At 69.7% G+C, this 15,328-nt stretch carries 8 protein-coding genes; 1 reads left to right on the forward strand and 7 read right to left on the reverse strand.

From position 1 onward, the window contains the following. Positions 1–205: 205 nt before the first annotated feature. Genes D588_RS0111950 through D588_RS0111965 form a run of 4 tightly spaced genes read right to left on the reverse strand, consistent with a single transcriptional unit; the run spans position 206 to position 5,847 of the window. Positions 206–1,648, reverse strand: coding sequence for a 6-phospho-beta-glucosidase (locus D588_RS0111950; protein ID WP_017916141.1), 1,443 nt, complete (start codon positions 1,646–1,648; stop codon positions 206–208). Further along, entirely contained in the window at positions 1,623–2,558 is a 936-nt protein-coding gene (locus tag D588_RS0111955) for a carbohydrate kinase family protein (protein ID WP_017916142.1), read from the reverse strand. Before D588_RS0111955 ends, D588_RS0111950 begins: the two co-directional genes overlap by 26 nt. Next, complete coding sequence (locus D588_RS0111960) at positions 2,555–3,931, reverse strand: APC family permease (protein ID WP_017916143.1); 1,377 nt, start codon at positions 3,929–3,931, stop codon at positions 2,555–2,557. The genes D588_RS0111955 and D588_RS0111960 overlap by 4 nt, the downstream gene beginning before the upstream one ends. After that, complete coding sequence (locus D588_RS0111965) at positions 3,928–5,847, reverse strand: beta-galactosidase (protein ID WP_026143634.1); 1,920 nt, start codon at positions 5,845–5,847, stop codon at positions 3,928–3,930. The genes D588_RS0111960 and D588_RS0111965 overlap by 4 nt, the downstream gene beginning before the upstream one ends. 65 nt (positions 5,848–5,912) lie before the next feature. Between D588_RS0111965 and D588_RS0111970 the strand changes: the two genes are divergently transcribed. Then, a complete protein-coding gene (locus tag D588_RS0111970) occupies positions 5,913–6,263 on the forward strand; it encodes a hypothetical protein (RefSeq protein ID WP_157836452.1) in 351 nt (116 codons plus the stop codon). A 194-nt stretch (positions 6,264–6,457) separates the two neighbouring features. Here D588_RS0111970 and D588_RS0111975 read toward each other — a convergent pair whose 3' ends face one another. From D588_RS0111975 to D588_RS0111985, 3 genes are all read right to left on the reverse strand, one after another. Further along, positions 6,458–9,430, reverse strand: coding sequence for a TonB-dependent receptor (locus D588_RS0111975; RefSeq protein WP_017916146.1), 2,973 nt, complete (start codon positions 9,428–9,430; stop codon positions 6,458–6,460). Between the two features lie 632 nt (positions 9,431–10,062). Beyond that, positions 10,063–12,792 carry a glycoside hydrolase family 3 C-terminal domain-containing protein gene (locus D588_RS0111980; RefSeq protein ID WP_017916147.1) on the reverse strand — a complete coding sequence of 910 codons (2,730 nt, stop codon included), beginning with the start codon at positions 12,790–12,792 and terminating at the stop codon, positions 10,063–10,065. Beyond that, a partial coding sequence (locus D588_RS0111985; RefSeq protein ID WP_017916148.1) for a glycoside hydrolase family 2 protein occupies positions 12,792–15,328 on the reverse strand: 2,537 nt, incomplete at its 5' end. The genes D588_RS0111985 and D588_RS0111980, both read right to left, overlap by 1 nt.

The raw sequence follows: 15,328 nt of genomic DNA on the forward strand, positions 1-15,328 counted from the left end.
CCGAGGAAGTGGAGGATGTCGCGGCGGGTGGGCATGGCCTGGAACGCTCCGTGGAATCGACAAACGCTCCCGGCACGGGCCGGCACCGGGGAGGCGCCGGCCGCGGCCGGGAGGGCAGGTTGATGGTACCTATGACGGACCAATTTGCGACGACCTTACAACGTGTGGCCGTCCGTTGCATCCTGCGACCGCACAACCGGCCGGCTCAGTGGTGGTGATGCGCGCCGTGCCAGTGCATCGGCCCCGAGCACACGCACTCGCCGTCGTCGTCGCCGTTGCCGGCATGGCCGAACAAGGCCTCCAGCAGCCGCCGCGACGGGCTCCACTCGCCGATGGCCGGGTGGATCAGCATCGCCTTGCAGGCGTCGAGGTGGCTGCCGCTGAGCGCGGCGTCGATGGCGGCGTGCTCATAGGCCTTGACCGTGCGCACCAGGCCCTGGATCGCCTCGGGCATCGGCCGCGCCGGCAGCGGGGTGATGCGGTCGCGCTCGATGGTGGAGGAGATCTCCACGATGTCGTCGTCGGCCAGTTCCGGCATGCAGCCCTGGTTGCGCACGTTGACCACGTGCCGCCCCGGCAGCGCGCCGGTCAGTGAACTCATCACGTCCACGGCGATGCGGTGGTAGCCGGTGCTGGCGCGGAACGGGTCCGGCTGCGGCGCGAGGTCATCGGCGAAGGCCGAGCCGGCTTCGGCCTCCAGCCGCATGTACGAGCCGGAGCGCTGCTGCAGGTAGGCGGCGTAGGTCTGCACCGCGCCGCTGCCGTCGCCGGCGTTGAGGCGGCTGCGCAGGTCGGCGATCAGGGTGTGGTTGAGCCGTTCGATCTCGCTGCCGCGGCTGGCGCCGCTGGCGCGCTGGTTCTCCAGGGCGCGACTGCGCTCGTAGTAGAAGTACAGGTATTCGGTGGGGATCAGCCGCAGCGTGCGCAGCATGTCGAAGTCGAACAGCGGCGCCAGGTACAGCTGGCGCAGGATCGCGTCGTCGGCCAGGATGCGGTCGAGCACGTCCACGCCGCGCACGCGCACTGCGCGGATCCAGCCCAGGTGGTTGAGGCCGACGTACTCGCAGTCCACGTCCGCGGGCGGCTCGCCGAGCGCGCGGGCGATGTTGTGGAACAGCTCCACCGGCGTGTCGCAGATGCCGACCACGCGCGCGCGGGTGTGGCGGCTGATGGCCTGGGTGATCAGCCCGGCCGGGTTGGTGAAGCTGACCAGCCAGGCGTCGGGGCTGAGCCGCTCCACCATGCGTGCCTGCTCGATCGCCACCGGCACCGTGCGCAGCGCCTTGGCGACGCCGCCGGGGCCGGTGGTCTCCTGCCCGGCGTAGCCGTGGCGGATGATGGTGTGCTCGTCGGTGGCGCGCTGGTGGATGCCGCCGATGCGGATGCTGTTGAGCACGAAGTGCGCGCCGTCGATCGCCGCTTCCGCCGAACTGGCCGCGTTGACCTGCAGGTCGCCGCCGAACTCGGCGACCACCGCGCGGCCCAGCGCGACCATCAGCGCCAGCCGCTCCTGGTCGGGATCGTAGAGCACGATCTCGCGCGCGCCGAGCGCTTCGGCGGCATCGTTGACGCCGTACACCACCAGCGGCGCGCGCACGCCGCCGCCGCCGATCAGGGCGAGTTTACGGTTGGGAAAGGAACTGCTCATGGAGACTCCTGAGACGTGGGGGATCGGGAAGGCCGTCGAGCGCGCCGAGCGCGGTGCAGCAGGCGGCGCCGCATAGGCAGCCGCGCTGCGCGCAGGCATCGAGGGAAAGGTGGTCCAGCAGCGCGTCGATGAAGCCGGCATCGAAGGCGTCGCCGGCGCCGGTGGTGTCCTGCACGGCGACGATGGGCGCGGCAACCAATCGCGCACCGGCGGCATCCACCACGCAGGCGCCGGCGCCGCCGAGTTTGATCGTGACCTGCGCCAGCCCCAGCGCCTGCGCCCAGGCGGCGCAGGACGCGGCATCGTCGCCCGTGCAACCGGCCAGCGCGGCCTCTTTCTGGTTGGGCAGGAAGTGATCGACCGCGCGGCAGGTGGCGTGGTTGTCCGGATCGGCCAGCCAGGCCGGGTTGAAGCCCACGTCCAGCGAGGTGCTGCAGCCGGCCGCGCGCAACGCCGGCAGCAGCGTGCGCGCCAGCGTCGCCGGCAGCGGCAGGGCGAAGTGCACGTGGCGCGCGGCGCACATGGCCTCCAGTGCGGCCGCGCTGCCCAACAGCGGTTCCAGCTCGGCGTTGGCGCCGTGGTAGGTGAAGAACGAGCGGTCGTCGTGCAGCGACACGCTGGCGGTGACGCCGGTGCCGGCGGGGTGGTCGACCAGGCCTTCGGTGCCGACGCCGAACGCGCCCAGGCGCTGCGCGAACCAGTCGCGGTCGCCGGCGCCGATCGCGCCGATCAGCGTGACCGTGCGTCCGAGCCGCGCCAGCCCGCAGGCGGTGTTGACGGTGCCGCCACCGAGGTCGCGATGGTAGTGCCGCGCCATCGCTTCCTCGCCCGGCCCAGGCCAGCTGGCGAAGCCGCTGAAGATGTGGTCGAGATAGACCTCGCCGACCACCGCGACGTCATGGGTTTTCATTGCTGGAAGGGCCATGCTGCCTCGCGTTTGGCCTGGATGAGATAGAGCGCGGTGCCCGCGCACAGCGCCAGCACCGCCGCCAGCAGCCGCGGCAGCGGGCTGGTGGCCAGCAGCGCCAGCCAGCCGCAGACGCTGATCAGCAGCGGCCACGGATACAGCGGCATGGCGAAGCGCGCGCGGCGCCGCGGCTGCCGCCGCAACAGCACCACCGCCAGGCATTGCGCCAGGAACTGGAACAGGATCTGGATGATCATCAGCGTGGCGATCAGGTCGTCCAGCGACAGCGGGCAGGCCAGCGCCGAGGTGATGCCGACGAACAGCAGCGACACGGTGGGGAAGCGCCCGCGCGGGTGCAGCCGCGCGAACACGCCGAAGAACTGGCCGGACGCCGCCGCCGCATACGGCACCCGCGAATAGCCCAGCAGCACCACCAGCGCCGAACCCCAACTGGCGAGCACGATCAGCGCCACCGCCACGGTGCTGCCCACCGGGCCGTAGATGGCCTGCATGAAGTCGGCGACCACCGCCTTGGACTGCGCGGCCTGCTGCCACGGCAGCACGCCGAGCAGGGTCACGTTCAAACCCAGGTACAGCACCGCCACGATCGGGATCGACCACAGCACCGCGCGCGGAATCGTGCGGCGCGGCTTGCGGATCTCGCCGCCGAGCATGCACACGTTGTTGTAGCCGCCGTAGTCGTACACCGCGATCAGCGCCACCGCGCCGAAGCCCAGCCAGAAGCCGTGCGGCGAGGCCGGCCGCGCCTGCAGGAACTCGCGCGCCAGCGCCATGTCGAAATGCAGCGCGCCGCTGAGCACGATCCACACGCAGGCGGCGATCACCACCGCGCTGACCAGCAGCGACAGCACCTGCACCGAGCGCACCTGCCGGTACAGCAGCGCGGTGTTGAACAGGCACAGCGCCATGGCGATGCCGGTGAGCGCGGTGTGGCTCAGCCCGGGCATCAGGTAGGCCAGGTACTGCGCGCAGCCGACTGCCGCCGCCGCCACCGACAACGGCGCGGTCAGCAGCGTCTGCCACAGGTACAGGAAGCCGAACAGGCGCCCGGCGCGGTAGCGGCCATAGGCCTCGCGCAGGTAGTGGTACGGCCCGCCCGAACGCGGGATCGCCGAGCCGAGTTCGGCCCACACCAGGCCGTCGCACAGGCACAGCAGCGCGCCGACCACCCAGCCCAGCAGCACCGCCGGCCCGGCCAGCGCCGACAGCGCCAGCGGGATGGTGATGAACGGGCCGATGCCGATCATGTTGAGCAGGTTGGCCGACAGCGCGCTCCAGAACCCCAGCGTGCGCGGCGGCGCGCCCTGGTCCGCGGCGGACGGGGAGGACGCGACGGGTGCGGCGAGCGATGTCATGTGCATGCGCGATCCTGTGGGGAGGGAAGGGATGCGACGGGCTGCGTGGCAGGCGTGGGGACGAGACCGTCGGCGCACCGCACCGGGCCCGGTTGCAGGCGATGCAGATCGAGGATCAGCACCTGGTTGGCCCCGGCGCGCAGCCAGGCGCCGGGGCAGTACAGGCACTGCTGCGGGCCGATGTCCCAGTAGCGCCCGAGCAGGCGCCCGTTGACCCACAGATAGCCCTTGCGCCAGTCGCGCATGTCCAGGTGTACGTCGCCGGGCTGGTCGAGGGGGAACTCGGTGGCGAAGAACAGGCCCGGGCGCTGCGGCGGCGCCTGCAGCGGGCGCAGCGACGGCGTCGGATCTGTGTCCAGCGCCAGCCCACGCACCTCCCAGCCGTGCAGCTCCTGCCCATCGAGCCGCACCGGACCGAGCAGGCCCTTGCGATCGCCCAGCGCCGGGCCGAAGTTGATGTGGCCGAAGCTGTCGACCAGCACCTCCAGCTCGCGCGTGTCCTGTGCTGCATCGGGCAGGCGCAACTGCAGCGCGCTGTGCAGACGCGGATGCCGCACCCGCGACACGTGGTCGAGTTCGCGCCCGTCCAGATGCACCACCGCGTAGTCGTGGACCTGTCCCAGGTGCAGCGCCCGGCCCGCGCCGATCCGGCGCCGATACAGCACCAGCCCTTGGTCCTGGCCGAGCAGGCGCTGGTTGTCGATCGGGGTGTCGGTCTGCAGCGCAGGGCCGAGGTTGTCCCACAGCGCGGCCACGGGCCTGGCCTGCACCGCGTCGAAGTGCGCGCGCCGCGGTGCGGCCGGTAGCGGCGGCGGTGGCGTGTCGGCTTGCGCGGCGATGATCTTGCGCAGCGTGAAATAGGCCGGCGTCGCACGGCCGGCTTCGTCGATGGGCGCGCCGTAGTCGTAGCTGGTCAGCGCCGGCTGGAACTGCGAGCCGTCGTCCTCGGCGTTTGCGCCAGCGCTGAGGCCGAAGTTGGTGCCACCGTGCACGACATACAGATTGAACGAATAGCCGGCGGCGGCGATGCGGCGCAGCAGCGGGGCATAGTCGCGACGCGCGAACTTCGGCTCGCCCCAGTGCGTGAGCCAGCCGGGGTAGCCCTCGGACACCCACACCGGCGCTTGCCCGGCAAAGGCCGTGGCCGCCTGCAGATCGTGCAGATCGGGACCATCGAGGCCTAGCGCGGCGCCGGGCAACATCGCCTGGCGCCGTCGCAGATCCTTGAGCCCTTCGGCCAGCGAGAACGGCCCCTCGACCCCATGCGCCCGCCACAGCGCGGCCAGCGCCTGCAGATAGCCGACGTCGCTGCCGTGCATCGAGTATTCGTTCTCGATCTGCAGCATCAGCACCGGCCCACCGGCACTGGCCATCAACGGCGCGATGCGCGGCGCGATCGCCCCGATGTAGCGCTCCACCGCCGCCATGTAGCGCGCATCGTGGCGATCGCGCAGACGGATGTTCGCCTCGCGCAGCAGATACGGCGGCAACCCGCCCAGCGTCCACTCCGCGCACACATACGGACCCGGGCGCAGATACACCCACAACCCTTCCTGCTGGCACAGCCGGATGAATCCGACGAAATCGCGTTCGCCGCTGTCCAGATCGAACTGCCCCGGCGCCGTTTCCAGCGCATTCCACATCAGGTACAGCGCGATGGTATTCAGCCCCATCGCCTTGGCCATGCGAATCCGATGCAACCAATCCGCCTTCGCGATCCGCAGCGGATGCAGTTCTCCACTGCGGATCTGCCAGGGTTGCCCGTCCAGCGTGAAGCGGCCCTGGGCGAAGCCGAATGCGTACGGCCGCCCGTCCGGCACCGGCGCCGATGCCGGCACCGCCGCGCGCAGCATCGGCATCGCCGCCAAGCCCAATGGCGCCAGCAAGCCGAACCGACAGAAGGCGCGGCGTTTCATTGCGCGCTCCAGGAGGTTTGGCGGCCCTCAGCTGCGGCCGGAGTCCCGAAGGAAGAAGAAGGGTGTTGGATGCAGGAAACAAAGCCGGGCGTTGTGACACCAACTGCATCGACGGTGTCGATCCACGAATTAACTTCGTATTGCTGATGCTGGCCTTGCTGCTGCTGCTGCTGCTGCTGCTGCTGCTGTTGCTGTTGCTCTTCAGCTTTTGCTCTTCCCGGGTCCCCTCCGCAGCGGCGGAGCTGGCGGGTAAAACCCCCCGGAGGGGGGCGGCGCACAAGGATGTGCGCCGTTTTCGGCCGGGGCAGGATGCCCCGTCCGAAAATCCCGTCAGCGGAGCGGACCCGCGTAGCGGGCGCTGCGGCGGGGTGTGCTTTCTTTTGGTTACTTTTCTTTGCACAAGCAAAGAAAAGTGACTCGCCGCCAGGCGAAAGCTGTTGCTTTTGATGGCGAACCCAGGCGACACCGGTAAAGCCTGTCGGGACTGAAGTCCCTCCCACAAAAAGCGTGGCCGAGGCGAAGTCGATAAGTCCCGTCGGGACTGAAGAAGCTCCCGCAGAGACCCTGGCACCGCTCCGCCATGGCATCCCAGTGCGCACGCCGCCGCGGCCTAGAACGCGTACTTGACGGTCAACAACGTCATCATGCCGGCATCGACGATGTCCGACACCGCCAGATTGTGCCGGCCCACATGGCCCCAGTAACTGTATTCCTTGGTGAGATTGGAGATCGACAGATCCACATTCACCCCGCTGTCGAACCGATAGCCCGCGTGCAGATCCACCCGCCGCGTCGGCCGCGCCCACAGGTCGTCCCACGGCGCGTTCTGGTGCAGGAAGTCGTAGTTCAGCAGATACGAACTGCTGAAGTGATAGCTCAGGTTCACCGAGAACTTCGAGCGCTCGTAGAACAGCTCCAGATTGGCCATCGCATTCGGCGCCGACTGCATCTGCTCGTCCTCGAAGCCGACCATGCCCAGATCCGCGTGCGCATGCTGGCGCGTGGCATTGGCGCTGACGCCCAGCCCGTCGAACGGCGCCGGCAGATCCTGGAAGCGCTGCCGCGCGCTGACCTCCACGCCGTAGACGCGACCGTCGCCGCCATTGGTCGGCATCTGGTAGAACACCGTGCCGCTGCCGCTGGTGCCCGAATTGGCCTGGCCGGAACCCGCATCGTAGATGTAGTGATGCAGGCGCTTGTAGAAACCGGCCACCGAGAAGAACCCGCCATGGTCGGTCGCCCACTCGCCGGACAGGTCCAGGTTGGTCGAGGTGATCGCCTTCAGGTCCGGGTTGCCCTGGCTGATGGTGGTGATGCCGTTGGAGATGTTGATCTGGCTGCCGCCGCCCAATTGCACGAACGCCGGCCGCGTGTAGCTGGTCCACAGCGCGGCGCGGTAGGTGGTGGCGCTGTCCGGGCGCCAGGTCAGGAACACGCTCGGCAGCGGCTGGTCGTAGTGCGTGCTGTTGGCGGCGAAATAGCCGACCTGCTGGTTGCCGTCGCTGTCGGTGGGCGTGGTCCAGAAGGTGTTGTGGATGCTGGTGTGCTCGAAGCGCACGCCGGGCACCACTTCCAGACTGCCGAAGGAGAAGGTCGCCATCGCGTAGGCGGCGCTGACCGCCTCGGTACCGCGCATGGTGTTGCAGTTCCAGTTGTTGACGTAGAACGCGCTGCCGCAGGTATCCAGGTCGTCGTCGGTGAGGTGGTTGGCGATGACCTGCGCCACCGCGCCTTCGCTGACACGCGGCGTGGCCCAGTGGTACTTGCCGGGGAAGATCGCCGCGTAGCCGCCGTTGAAGATGCCCAGGTCGCCCAGCGTGCTGGTGTCGGGCACCGGGCCGGTCCACCAGTCGCGATTGCTGTAGTGGCGGCTGCTCTTGCTGTACTTCACGCCGAACTGCAGCGCGGTCAGCGCGCCGTCGGCGAAGTCGTAGCGCGCGTCGAACTTGGCGCCGCCCTTCTTCTGCCCGGAGTAGATCTTGGTCGATTCGCCGTAGCTGCTGGCGTACAGCGAGGGGATGTTGTTGACCTGCGCCAGCAGCGCCGGGGTCAGCTGCGGGTAGGGGAAGGCGCCGCTGCCGTAGCGCATCAGGCTGCTGCCGGAGTAGGCGAAATTGGCCTGGCTGAACTTGTCCTCGCGCCCGTCGATCTCGATGTGGTCGGGGCGGTCGTTGTCGCCGAAGCTGTAGAACAGGTTCGGCGACAGCGTCCAGTTGCCGGCGGTCTTGCGCGCGCCCACCTGGAAGGTGGCCAGGTCGGCGATTTCCGGGTTGGTCTCGTACCAGAAGCGCGCGGCGATGCGGTTGATGTTGGGCGAATACACGCCGGGCGTGGCGGTCGGCACGAAGCTGACGTCCTGCGGCAGCAACTGCACGAAGGTGGTGCCCTGGTCGGTCTTGGCGTAGGCGTAGGTGGCGCGTGCGTACACCGACAAGGTGTCGTCCACGTTCCAGTCGAAGGCGGCGTTGCCGCCGTAGCGGCGCTCCCAGCCGGCGACCACGCCGACGTTCATGCCGGTGCTGGTCAGGTTGTCCTGCGGCGCGTAGCCGGCGGCGTTGCTGCCGTCGGCATTGGCATGCAGGAATTTCCAGGAGCCGTCGTTGAGCGCGCTGGTGGCCGCGGCCACCTCGCTGTTGGTCGAGGTGCGGTAGTCGTAATAAGCGCTGGCGTAGAAGCCGAACTGCTGCTCGTCGCCGAACTTGTGCTGGAACTCGCCGGCCAGGCCGCCGCCGAGGCCGTCGCCGCCGTAGTCGCGGGCGCGGCTCTCGACGCGGCCGCTGACGGTGACGCTGCCGCTGGTGGCGTCCTTGTAGTCGTAGGCGGTGGGCGTGCGGAAATCCAGGGTACCGCCGATCGCGTCGCCGTCCATGTCGGCGGTGGAGGTCTTGTTGGCGACGATGGTCTGCAGGCCGGAAGGCGGCAGCAGGCTCAACTGCACGCTGCGGCTGTACGGCATGCCCTGGGCGACGGTGACGCCGTCGATCAGGTTGACGTTGTACTCGGAGGGCAGGCCGCGCACCGAGGCGAACATGCCTTCGCCGCGCGCGGCGCCGTCGACGCCGCCGAAGTAGCCCGAGCCGCTGTAGGTGATGTTGATGCCGGCGATCAGGCCCAGCGCCTCGGCGACGTTGTGCACGGCGGTGTGCTCGAGATCGTTGGCCGACAGTACGTCCACCGTGTTCGAGGAGTTCATCTTCAGCGTGCTGGCGTCGTAGCGGTTGGCCGCCACGCTGATGGTCTGCAATTGCTTGGCCTCGTCCAGCGCGATCGACACCGTGGCGGCGCCGCTGTCGGCGACCTGCACGGTGGTTTCCGGCGCGCTGAAACCGGGGTAGTCCAGCTGCAGTGCGTACTGCCCGGCCGGCACGTCGGCGATGACGAAGCGGCCCTGGGCGTCGGTGACAGCGCTGAGCGCGGTGCCGGCGATGGCCACTTTCGCATGGGCGGCGGGCTTGCCGCTGCTGCGCTCCTTGAGTTCGCCCTGCACGGTGCCGGCCAGCGCCGGTGCGGTGGCGGCAAGGCCGGTGATGGCCAGGATGGCGGCGCACAGCGCCTTGCGCTTGCAATAGGGATGGGTTGCCACGTGACACCTCGCTGATCGTGATCGGTGCGGGCACGCGCCGAAGGCGACGCGCCGCTGCGTTCCTGGAAGGCAGACACGGTGGACGGAAGGCGCGCGCGCTCGAACCGCACGCCGGAGGGCGTGCGAACAGGACAGAGCGAACGGCGACCGACGCGAGGCGTCTGCCGGCTGGGCGGACCGTTAAACGGCGATCAGTGGCGTGGCGGCGAGTAGCCGGCGATGCACTTGGAGCGCGAACGCAGCGCGCTCAGCTTGTAGCGACGGGTCATGCGCAGCGGCCCCCATGCGTGCCCGCGCGGAACGCGGACGACAGGCAGGGCGCCGGAACTCCGGCGAGGCATCGATCCTGGCTGCGACGACTGCATGACATGGCACATCACCCCTGGAACTGCCCTGGAAAACGCCGCAAGTGCTGCGGCGTTCGGCGCGTCTGGCATCGTCGATGCGTGGCACCGACGTGTTATCGATACCTCTGTCCCGGAAGACTGTCAATAGGTCGTGAAAAATAAATTAGCAGAACGCTGGAACGTGCAGGGATGGCGCCCGGCGGCGGCAGCGCGCCGGGCCGTTACGCTGCACCGCCGCATGCGCTGGCGCATTTCGTAGACAGGGGCCGTGGGCGGCCCCGTCGCTCACTTCGGCAGGGCCATGCGCCCGCTGATCGAGAACGCCGCGTCCTCGCCGGGCGCGCCGGTGCCCGGCTGACCGCCGCCGACGAACAGGCGGTAGTCGCCGGCTTCCACCGCGCGCTGGCCGCTGCGGTCGACGTCGCTGAGTTGGCGCGGGTCCAGCGCGAAGCGCAGCGTGCGCGCCTCGCCCGGCTGCAGGTGCACGCGCTGGAAGCCGACCAGGCTGCGCAGCGGCGACTGCGCGCGCTGCGGGTACTGCAGGTAGACCTGCACCACCTCGTCGCCGGCGCGCGCGCCGGTGTTGCGCACGGTGGTGCTCACCTGCAGCGGTTGGCCGGCCTGCAGCGTCGCGGTCGACAGCTGCGGTGCGTCGTAGGCGAACTGGGTGTAGCTCAGCCCGTAGCCGAACGGGAACAGCGGCTCGCCCTTGAAGTAGCGATACGTGCGGCCCTTCATGTCGTAGCTGACGTAGGGCGGCAGGTCCTTGGTCGAGCGGTAGAAGGTCACCGGCAGGCGCCCGCCGGGGTTGATGTCGCCGGCCAGCGCCTGGGCGATCGCGGTGCCGCCGGACTGGCCCGGATACCAAGCGGCGATGATCGCGTCGGCGTGCTGCTTGGCCCAGTTCAACGCCACCGCGCTGCCGCTCATCAGCACCACCACCAGCGGTTTGCCGCTGGCCTTGGCCCGTTCCAGCAACGCCTGCTGCGCGGCCGGCAGGGCCAGGTCGTTGCGGTCGCCGCCGTCGAAGCCGGGCACGTCGATGCGCAGTTCCTCGCCTTCCACGTCCGGCGACAGGCCGACGAAGGCCACCACCGCGTCGGCCTGCGCCACCGCGCGTTCGGCCTCGGCCAACTGCAGCGCCGGCGGCGCCAGCCACTCCAGGCGCAGGCCCTGGTCCTGGCCGCGGTGTTCCAGCTCCAGGCGGATGCGCCGCGGCGTCGCGTCGTCGAAATGCAGCACGGTCTCGACGTTGCGGCCGTCGGCGTTGTGCATGCCGGCCGGCACGTGCTTGTCCTCGGCGTTGCCGGCGACCACCAGTTGATCGTCGATGTACAGGCGCACCGGGTCGTGGCCGGCGCAATCGAAGCAGCGCGCCACGCGTACCGCCAGGGTGTAGTCGCCCGGGCCTGGCGGCAGCAGTTCGCCGCTCCAGCGCACCGAGTAGCGATCCTTGTCCACGCCCTTGGCCGGGGCCACGTGGTCCCAGTTGAAGCCGACCACGCGGTCCTGGCGATGCACGCGCGGCGTGCCGGCCAGGTCCAGGTTGTCGAAGTACTCGCCGCGCAGCCCGGGCTTGCCGTCGCTGCGCAGAGCGGTCTCGGGGATCATGCCGGGCACGCCGGCGGCCAGCGGCGCGCCCTGCGCATAGGCGACCTGGGCGGCGCCGAAGCGCGTGCGCAGCCCTTGCAGCGGCGTCACCGGCTGCACCGATGTGCCCTGGTAGTTGGCTTCCAGCGCGGCCAGCGCGTCGGCGTTGGGGCCGAGCACGGCCAGGCGCAGGCCCGGGCGCAGCGGCAGGGTGGCGTCGGCGTTCTTCAACAGCACCAGCGATTGCTGCGCGGCCTGCAGTGCCAGCGCGCGGTGCGCGGCGCTGTCGATGTCCCTGGCGCCCAGCCGCGCATACGGATCGTTGCGCCGCGGCTGCAGTTCGCCGAGCCGGTAGCGTGCGGCGAACAGGCGCACCAGCGAGCGGTCGAGCAACGCTTCGTCGGCTTCGCCGCGGTCGAAGGCGATGCCGAGGTCGCGGTAGGCGTAGCCGCAGTTCAGATCGTGCCCGGCCTTGAGTGCGGCCGCGGACGAGCCGGCGTTGTCGGGGCGGTAGTAGTGGAACTGGGTCATGTCGTCGATCGCATCGCAATCGGACACCACGAAGCCCTTGAAGCCCCAGTCGCCGCGCACGCGGCCGTCGAGCAGCCAGTCGGCGGCGCAGGCGGGCGTGCCGTGCAGGGAGTTGTACGCGCACATCACCGAGCCGGCCTGGCCGTTGACGATGGCGGCGCGGAACGCCGGCGAGTAGGTCGCCTCGAAATCGTGCGGCGACACGTCCACGTCGAAGCCGTGGCGGCCCGGTTCCGGCCCGCTGTGCACGGCCAGGTGCTTGGGCGTGGCGATGGTGCGCGGGTGCGCCGGATCGTCGCCCTGCAGGCCGTGGATGAAGCCGACCGCGAGCCGCCCGGTGAGGTAGGGATCCTCGCCGTAGGTCTCCATGCCGCGGCCCCAGCGCGGGTCGCGGAAGATGTTGATGTTGGGCGACCAGATGGTCAGCCCGGCGTAGCGCGGATGGTCCTTGCCGGGTCCGCCGGCGAGGTTGAACTTGGCCCGCGCCTCGGTGGAGGTGACGGTGCCGACGTCGTGCAGCAGTTCGGCGTTCCAGGTCGCGGCCAGGCCGATCGCCTGCGGGAACACCGTGGCCTCGCCGTTGCGGGCGATGCCGTGCAGGCCCTCGCTCCACCACTCGTAGGCGGGCACCCCCAGGCGCGGGATCGCCGGCGCAGCGTTCATCGCCTGCGCGATCTTCTCGGCGCGGGTCATCTTCGCCACCAGCGCGGCGGCGCGGTCCTCGGCCTCGTCGGCATGGGCGAGCGGGGCGGCGAGCAGGCCGATCGCACACAGCGCCAGGTAGATGCGCCTTTGTGGCAGGGACTTCAGTCCCGACGCTTTACTGGTAACGCCCCGTCGGGACGGAAGTCCCTCCCACAAGGTGACGCCCGCCCGCGACATCGGCTTGCCCATCACTTCGCCTCCGCCGGTTCGGCCGGCGCGCCAGCCATCGTTCCGCCCAGGTCGCGCACCTGCAGCGCCGCACGCACCTGTTCCAGCGTCGCGCTGCTGTGCACGCGCACGGTCAGCGGCTCGCCCGGCAGCAGGTCGAAGGCGTTGTCGGACAGGGTCACGTCGAGGTCGCCGAAGCTCAGCCACACCTGCGCCGCAAGCGTGGCGCTGCTCAGGGTCAGCGCGTAGCCGTCGCCATCGGCGCGCAGCTCGCTGCGGATGTCGGCCTGCGGCCACTGCAGGCGCTTGGCCGCGTCGAAGTACACCAGGGTGCGCGACAGCACGCGCTCGCCGTCGAGCAGCTCGAACACCGCCACGCTGCGGCGCGGATCGGCGCGGCGCAGCAACTGCGCATCGCTGAAGCTGCCTACGTGCACGCTGGACAGCGGCGCCAGGGTCACCGGCTTCTCGGTCTTGCTCAGCACCTTGCCGGACAGGTCCATCACCCGCATGCGCCAGCGCGCGGCCAGCGGCGTGGTGCGGTCGGAAACCAGCGACACGGTGGTCTGGCCCTTGTCGTCGCGCAGTGCGGCGATCAGTTCCGGCGCGTAGAAGCGGCGCGCGTGGTACTGCAGCGCCTTCCAGCGGCCGAAGTAGTCCAGGCTCGACCAAGACGCGCCGGGCCACACGTCGTTGAGCTGCCAGTACAGCGACCCCATCGATTGCGGCCGCGAGGCGCGCAGGTGTTCGGCGGCCAGGGTGATGCCCTCGGCCTGCATGATCTGGCTCAGGTAGACGAAGCTGGCGAAGTCCTTGGGCTCGCCGAACGCACGGCGGATGTACAGCAGCAGGCGCTGGTTGCCGTTGCCCTTGTCGAACTTCTGGTGCGCGCGCATCACCGGCGATTCCGGCTGCAGGTCGCCGGGTTCGGCGAAGGCGCGGATCGTGCGCATCTCGGGGAACGACTGCAGGCCGTATTCGGACATGAAGCGCGGGGTCACGTTGAGGTACTCGGTGACCGGCAGCGCCGGGCCGCCCCAGACCTTCCAGTAGTGCATGTCGCCGTCGTCGGGCTGGTCGGCGGCGCCGTCGAAATCGGTACCCGGCGAGGTCGCCCAGTACGGGGTGTCGCTGTCGTACTTCTGTACCGCCTCGCGCAGCACCGTGCCGAACAGCGTGGTCATGCCGCGGACGATGCGCTCGCGCTCTTCCGGGTCGATCGACTGCTTGAACTTGATGCGGTCGCCCCAGTTCTCCCAGCCGGTCTGCACTTCGTTGTTGCCGCACCAGATGACGATGCTGGGGTGATCGCCCAGGCGCCGCACCTGCTCCTCGGCCTCGGCGCGGGTGTTCTCGCGGAACGCGACGTCGTAGGGCGGGATCGCGCCGCCGAACATGAAGTCCTGCCAGATCATGATGCCCAGGCGGTCGGCATCCTCGTAGAAGCTGTCAGGCTGGTAATGGCCGCCGCCCCACATGCGCAGCATGTTCATGTTGGCGTCGCGCGCGGACTGCAGGAAGCCGCGCATGCGCGCGGCGTCGACGCGGGTGGGGAAGCTGTCGAACGGAATCAGGTTGGCGCCCTTGGCGAACACCGGGATGCCGTTGACCACGAGGGCGAAGCTCTTGCCCCACTGGTCCTTCTCGCGGCGCAACTCGACGCTGCGCAGGCCGGTGACGCGCTGCACGTCCAGGCGCTCGCCGGCGGCATCGCGCAGCTGCGCCTTGAACGTGTACAGGTTCTGGCGGCCGTAGCCGGCCGGGAACCAGCGCTGCGGCTTGGCGATGCGTACCGGCACGGTCAGGGTGTTGGCACCTGGATCGACGACCGCGCGCTGGCTGAACTGGCCGACGCGCTGGCCGTCGGGGCCGAGCACGTCCAGGTCCAGTTGCACTTCGCCGCTGCGGCCGGCCTGCACCTGCAGCTGTGCCAGCAATTGCGCCGCGTCGGCATCGACGCGCTGCTGGGCGATGCGCAGGCCGTCCACGCGCAGCGCGTCCCAGGCTTCCAGACGCACGCCCTGCCAGATGCCGGCGGTGACGATGCGCGGGCCCCAATCCCAGCCGAAGTTGTAAGGCGCCTTGCGCACGTAGGTGGAGCTGTGCCGCGCCACCGGCTCGTCGCCGAACGCCGAATCGTAGGCGCCGGGCAGCGCGTACGGCTGCTTGGACAGCCACGGCTGGATCTTCTTGATCGGCGAGGCGATGCGCACTTCCAGCACGTTGTCGCCGCGCTTGAGCAGCGGTTTGGCGTCGACCCGCCACTGCCGGAACATGTTGTCGGCGGCGAGCAGTTTCTTGCCGTTGAGGTAGACCTCGGCGAAGGTGTCCAGCCCGTCGAACACCAGTTCCAGGTGCGGGCGCGCCAGCAGGGCCGCATCGACCTGGAAATGGGTCTGGTACTGCCAGTCGCTGAGCCCGGCCCACTGGATCTGCGCTTCGTTGTCGCGATAGAACGGATCGGGCACCACCCCGGCGGCGATCAGGTCGGTCTGCACCGTGCCCGGCACCTGCGCCGGCAGCCACTGCGCCGCCTTCGGATGCGCCTTGGCGTTGG

The sequence above is a fragment of the Xanthomonas sp. SHU 308 genome (genome assembly GCF_000364645.1).
GTDB lineage: Bacteria > Pseudomonadota > Gammaproteobacteria > Xanthomonadales > Xanthomonadaceae > Xanthomonas_A > Xanthomonas_A sontii.

Excerpts from the sequence above, each read along its gene's own strand:
- D588_RS0111950 (WP_017916141.1), bottom strand. The coding sequence starts at position 1,648 with ATGAGCAGTTCCTTTCCCAACCGTAAACTCGCCCTGATCGGCGGCGGC.
- D588_RS0111955 (WP_017916142.1), bottom strand. The coding sequence starts at position 2,558 with ATGAAAACCCATGACGTCGCGGTGGTCGGCGAGGTCTATCTCGACCAC.
- D588_RS0111960 (WP_017916143.1), bottom strand. The coding sequence starts at position 3,931 with ATGACATCGCTCGCCGCACCCGTCGCGTCCTCCCCGTCCGCCGCGGAC.
- D588_RS0111965 (WP_026143634.1), bottom strand. The coding sequence starts at position 5,847 with ATGAAACGCCGCGCCTTCTGTCGGTTCGGCTTGCTGGCGCCATTGGGC.
- D588_RS0111980 (WP_017916147.1), bottom strand. The coding sequence starts at position 12,792 with ATGGGCAAGCCGATGTCGCGGGCGGGCGTCACCTTGTGGGAGGGACTT.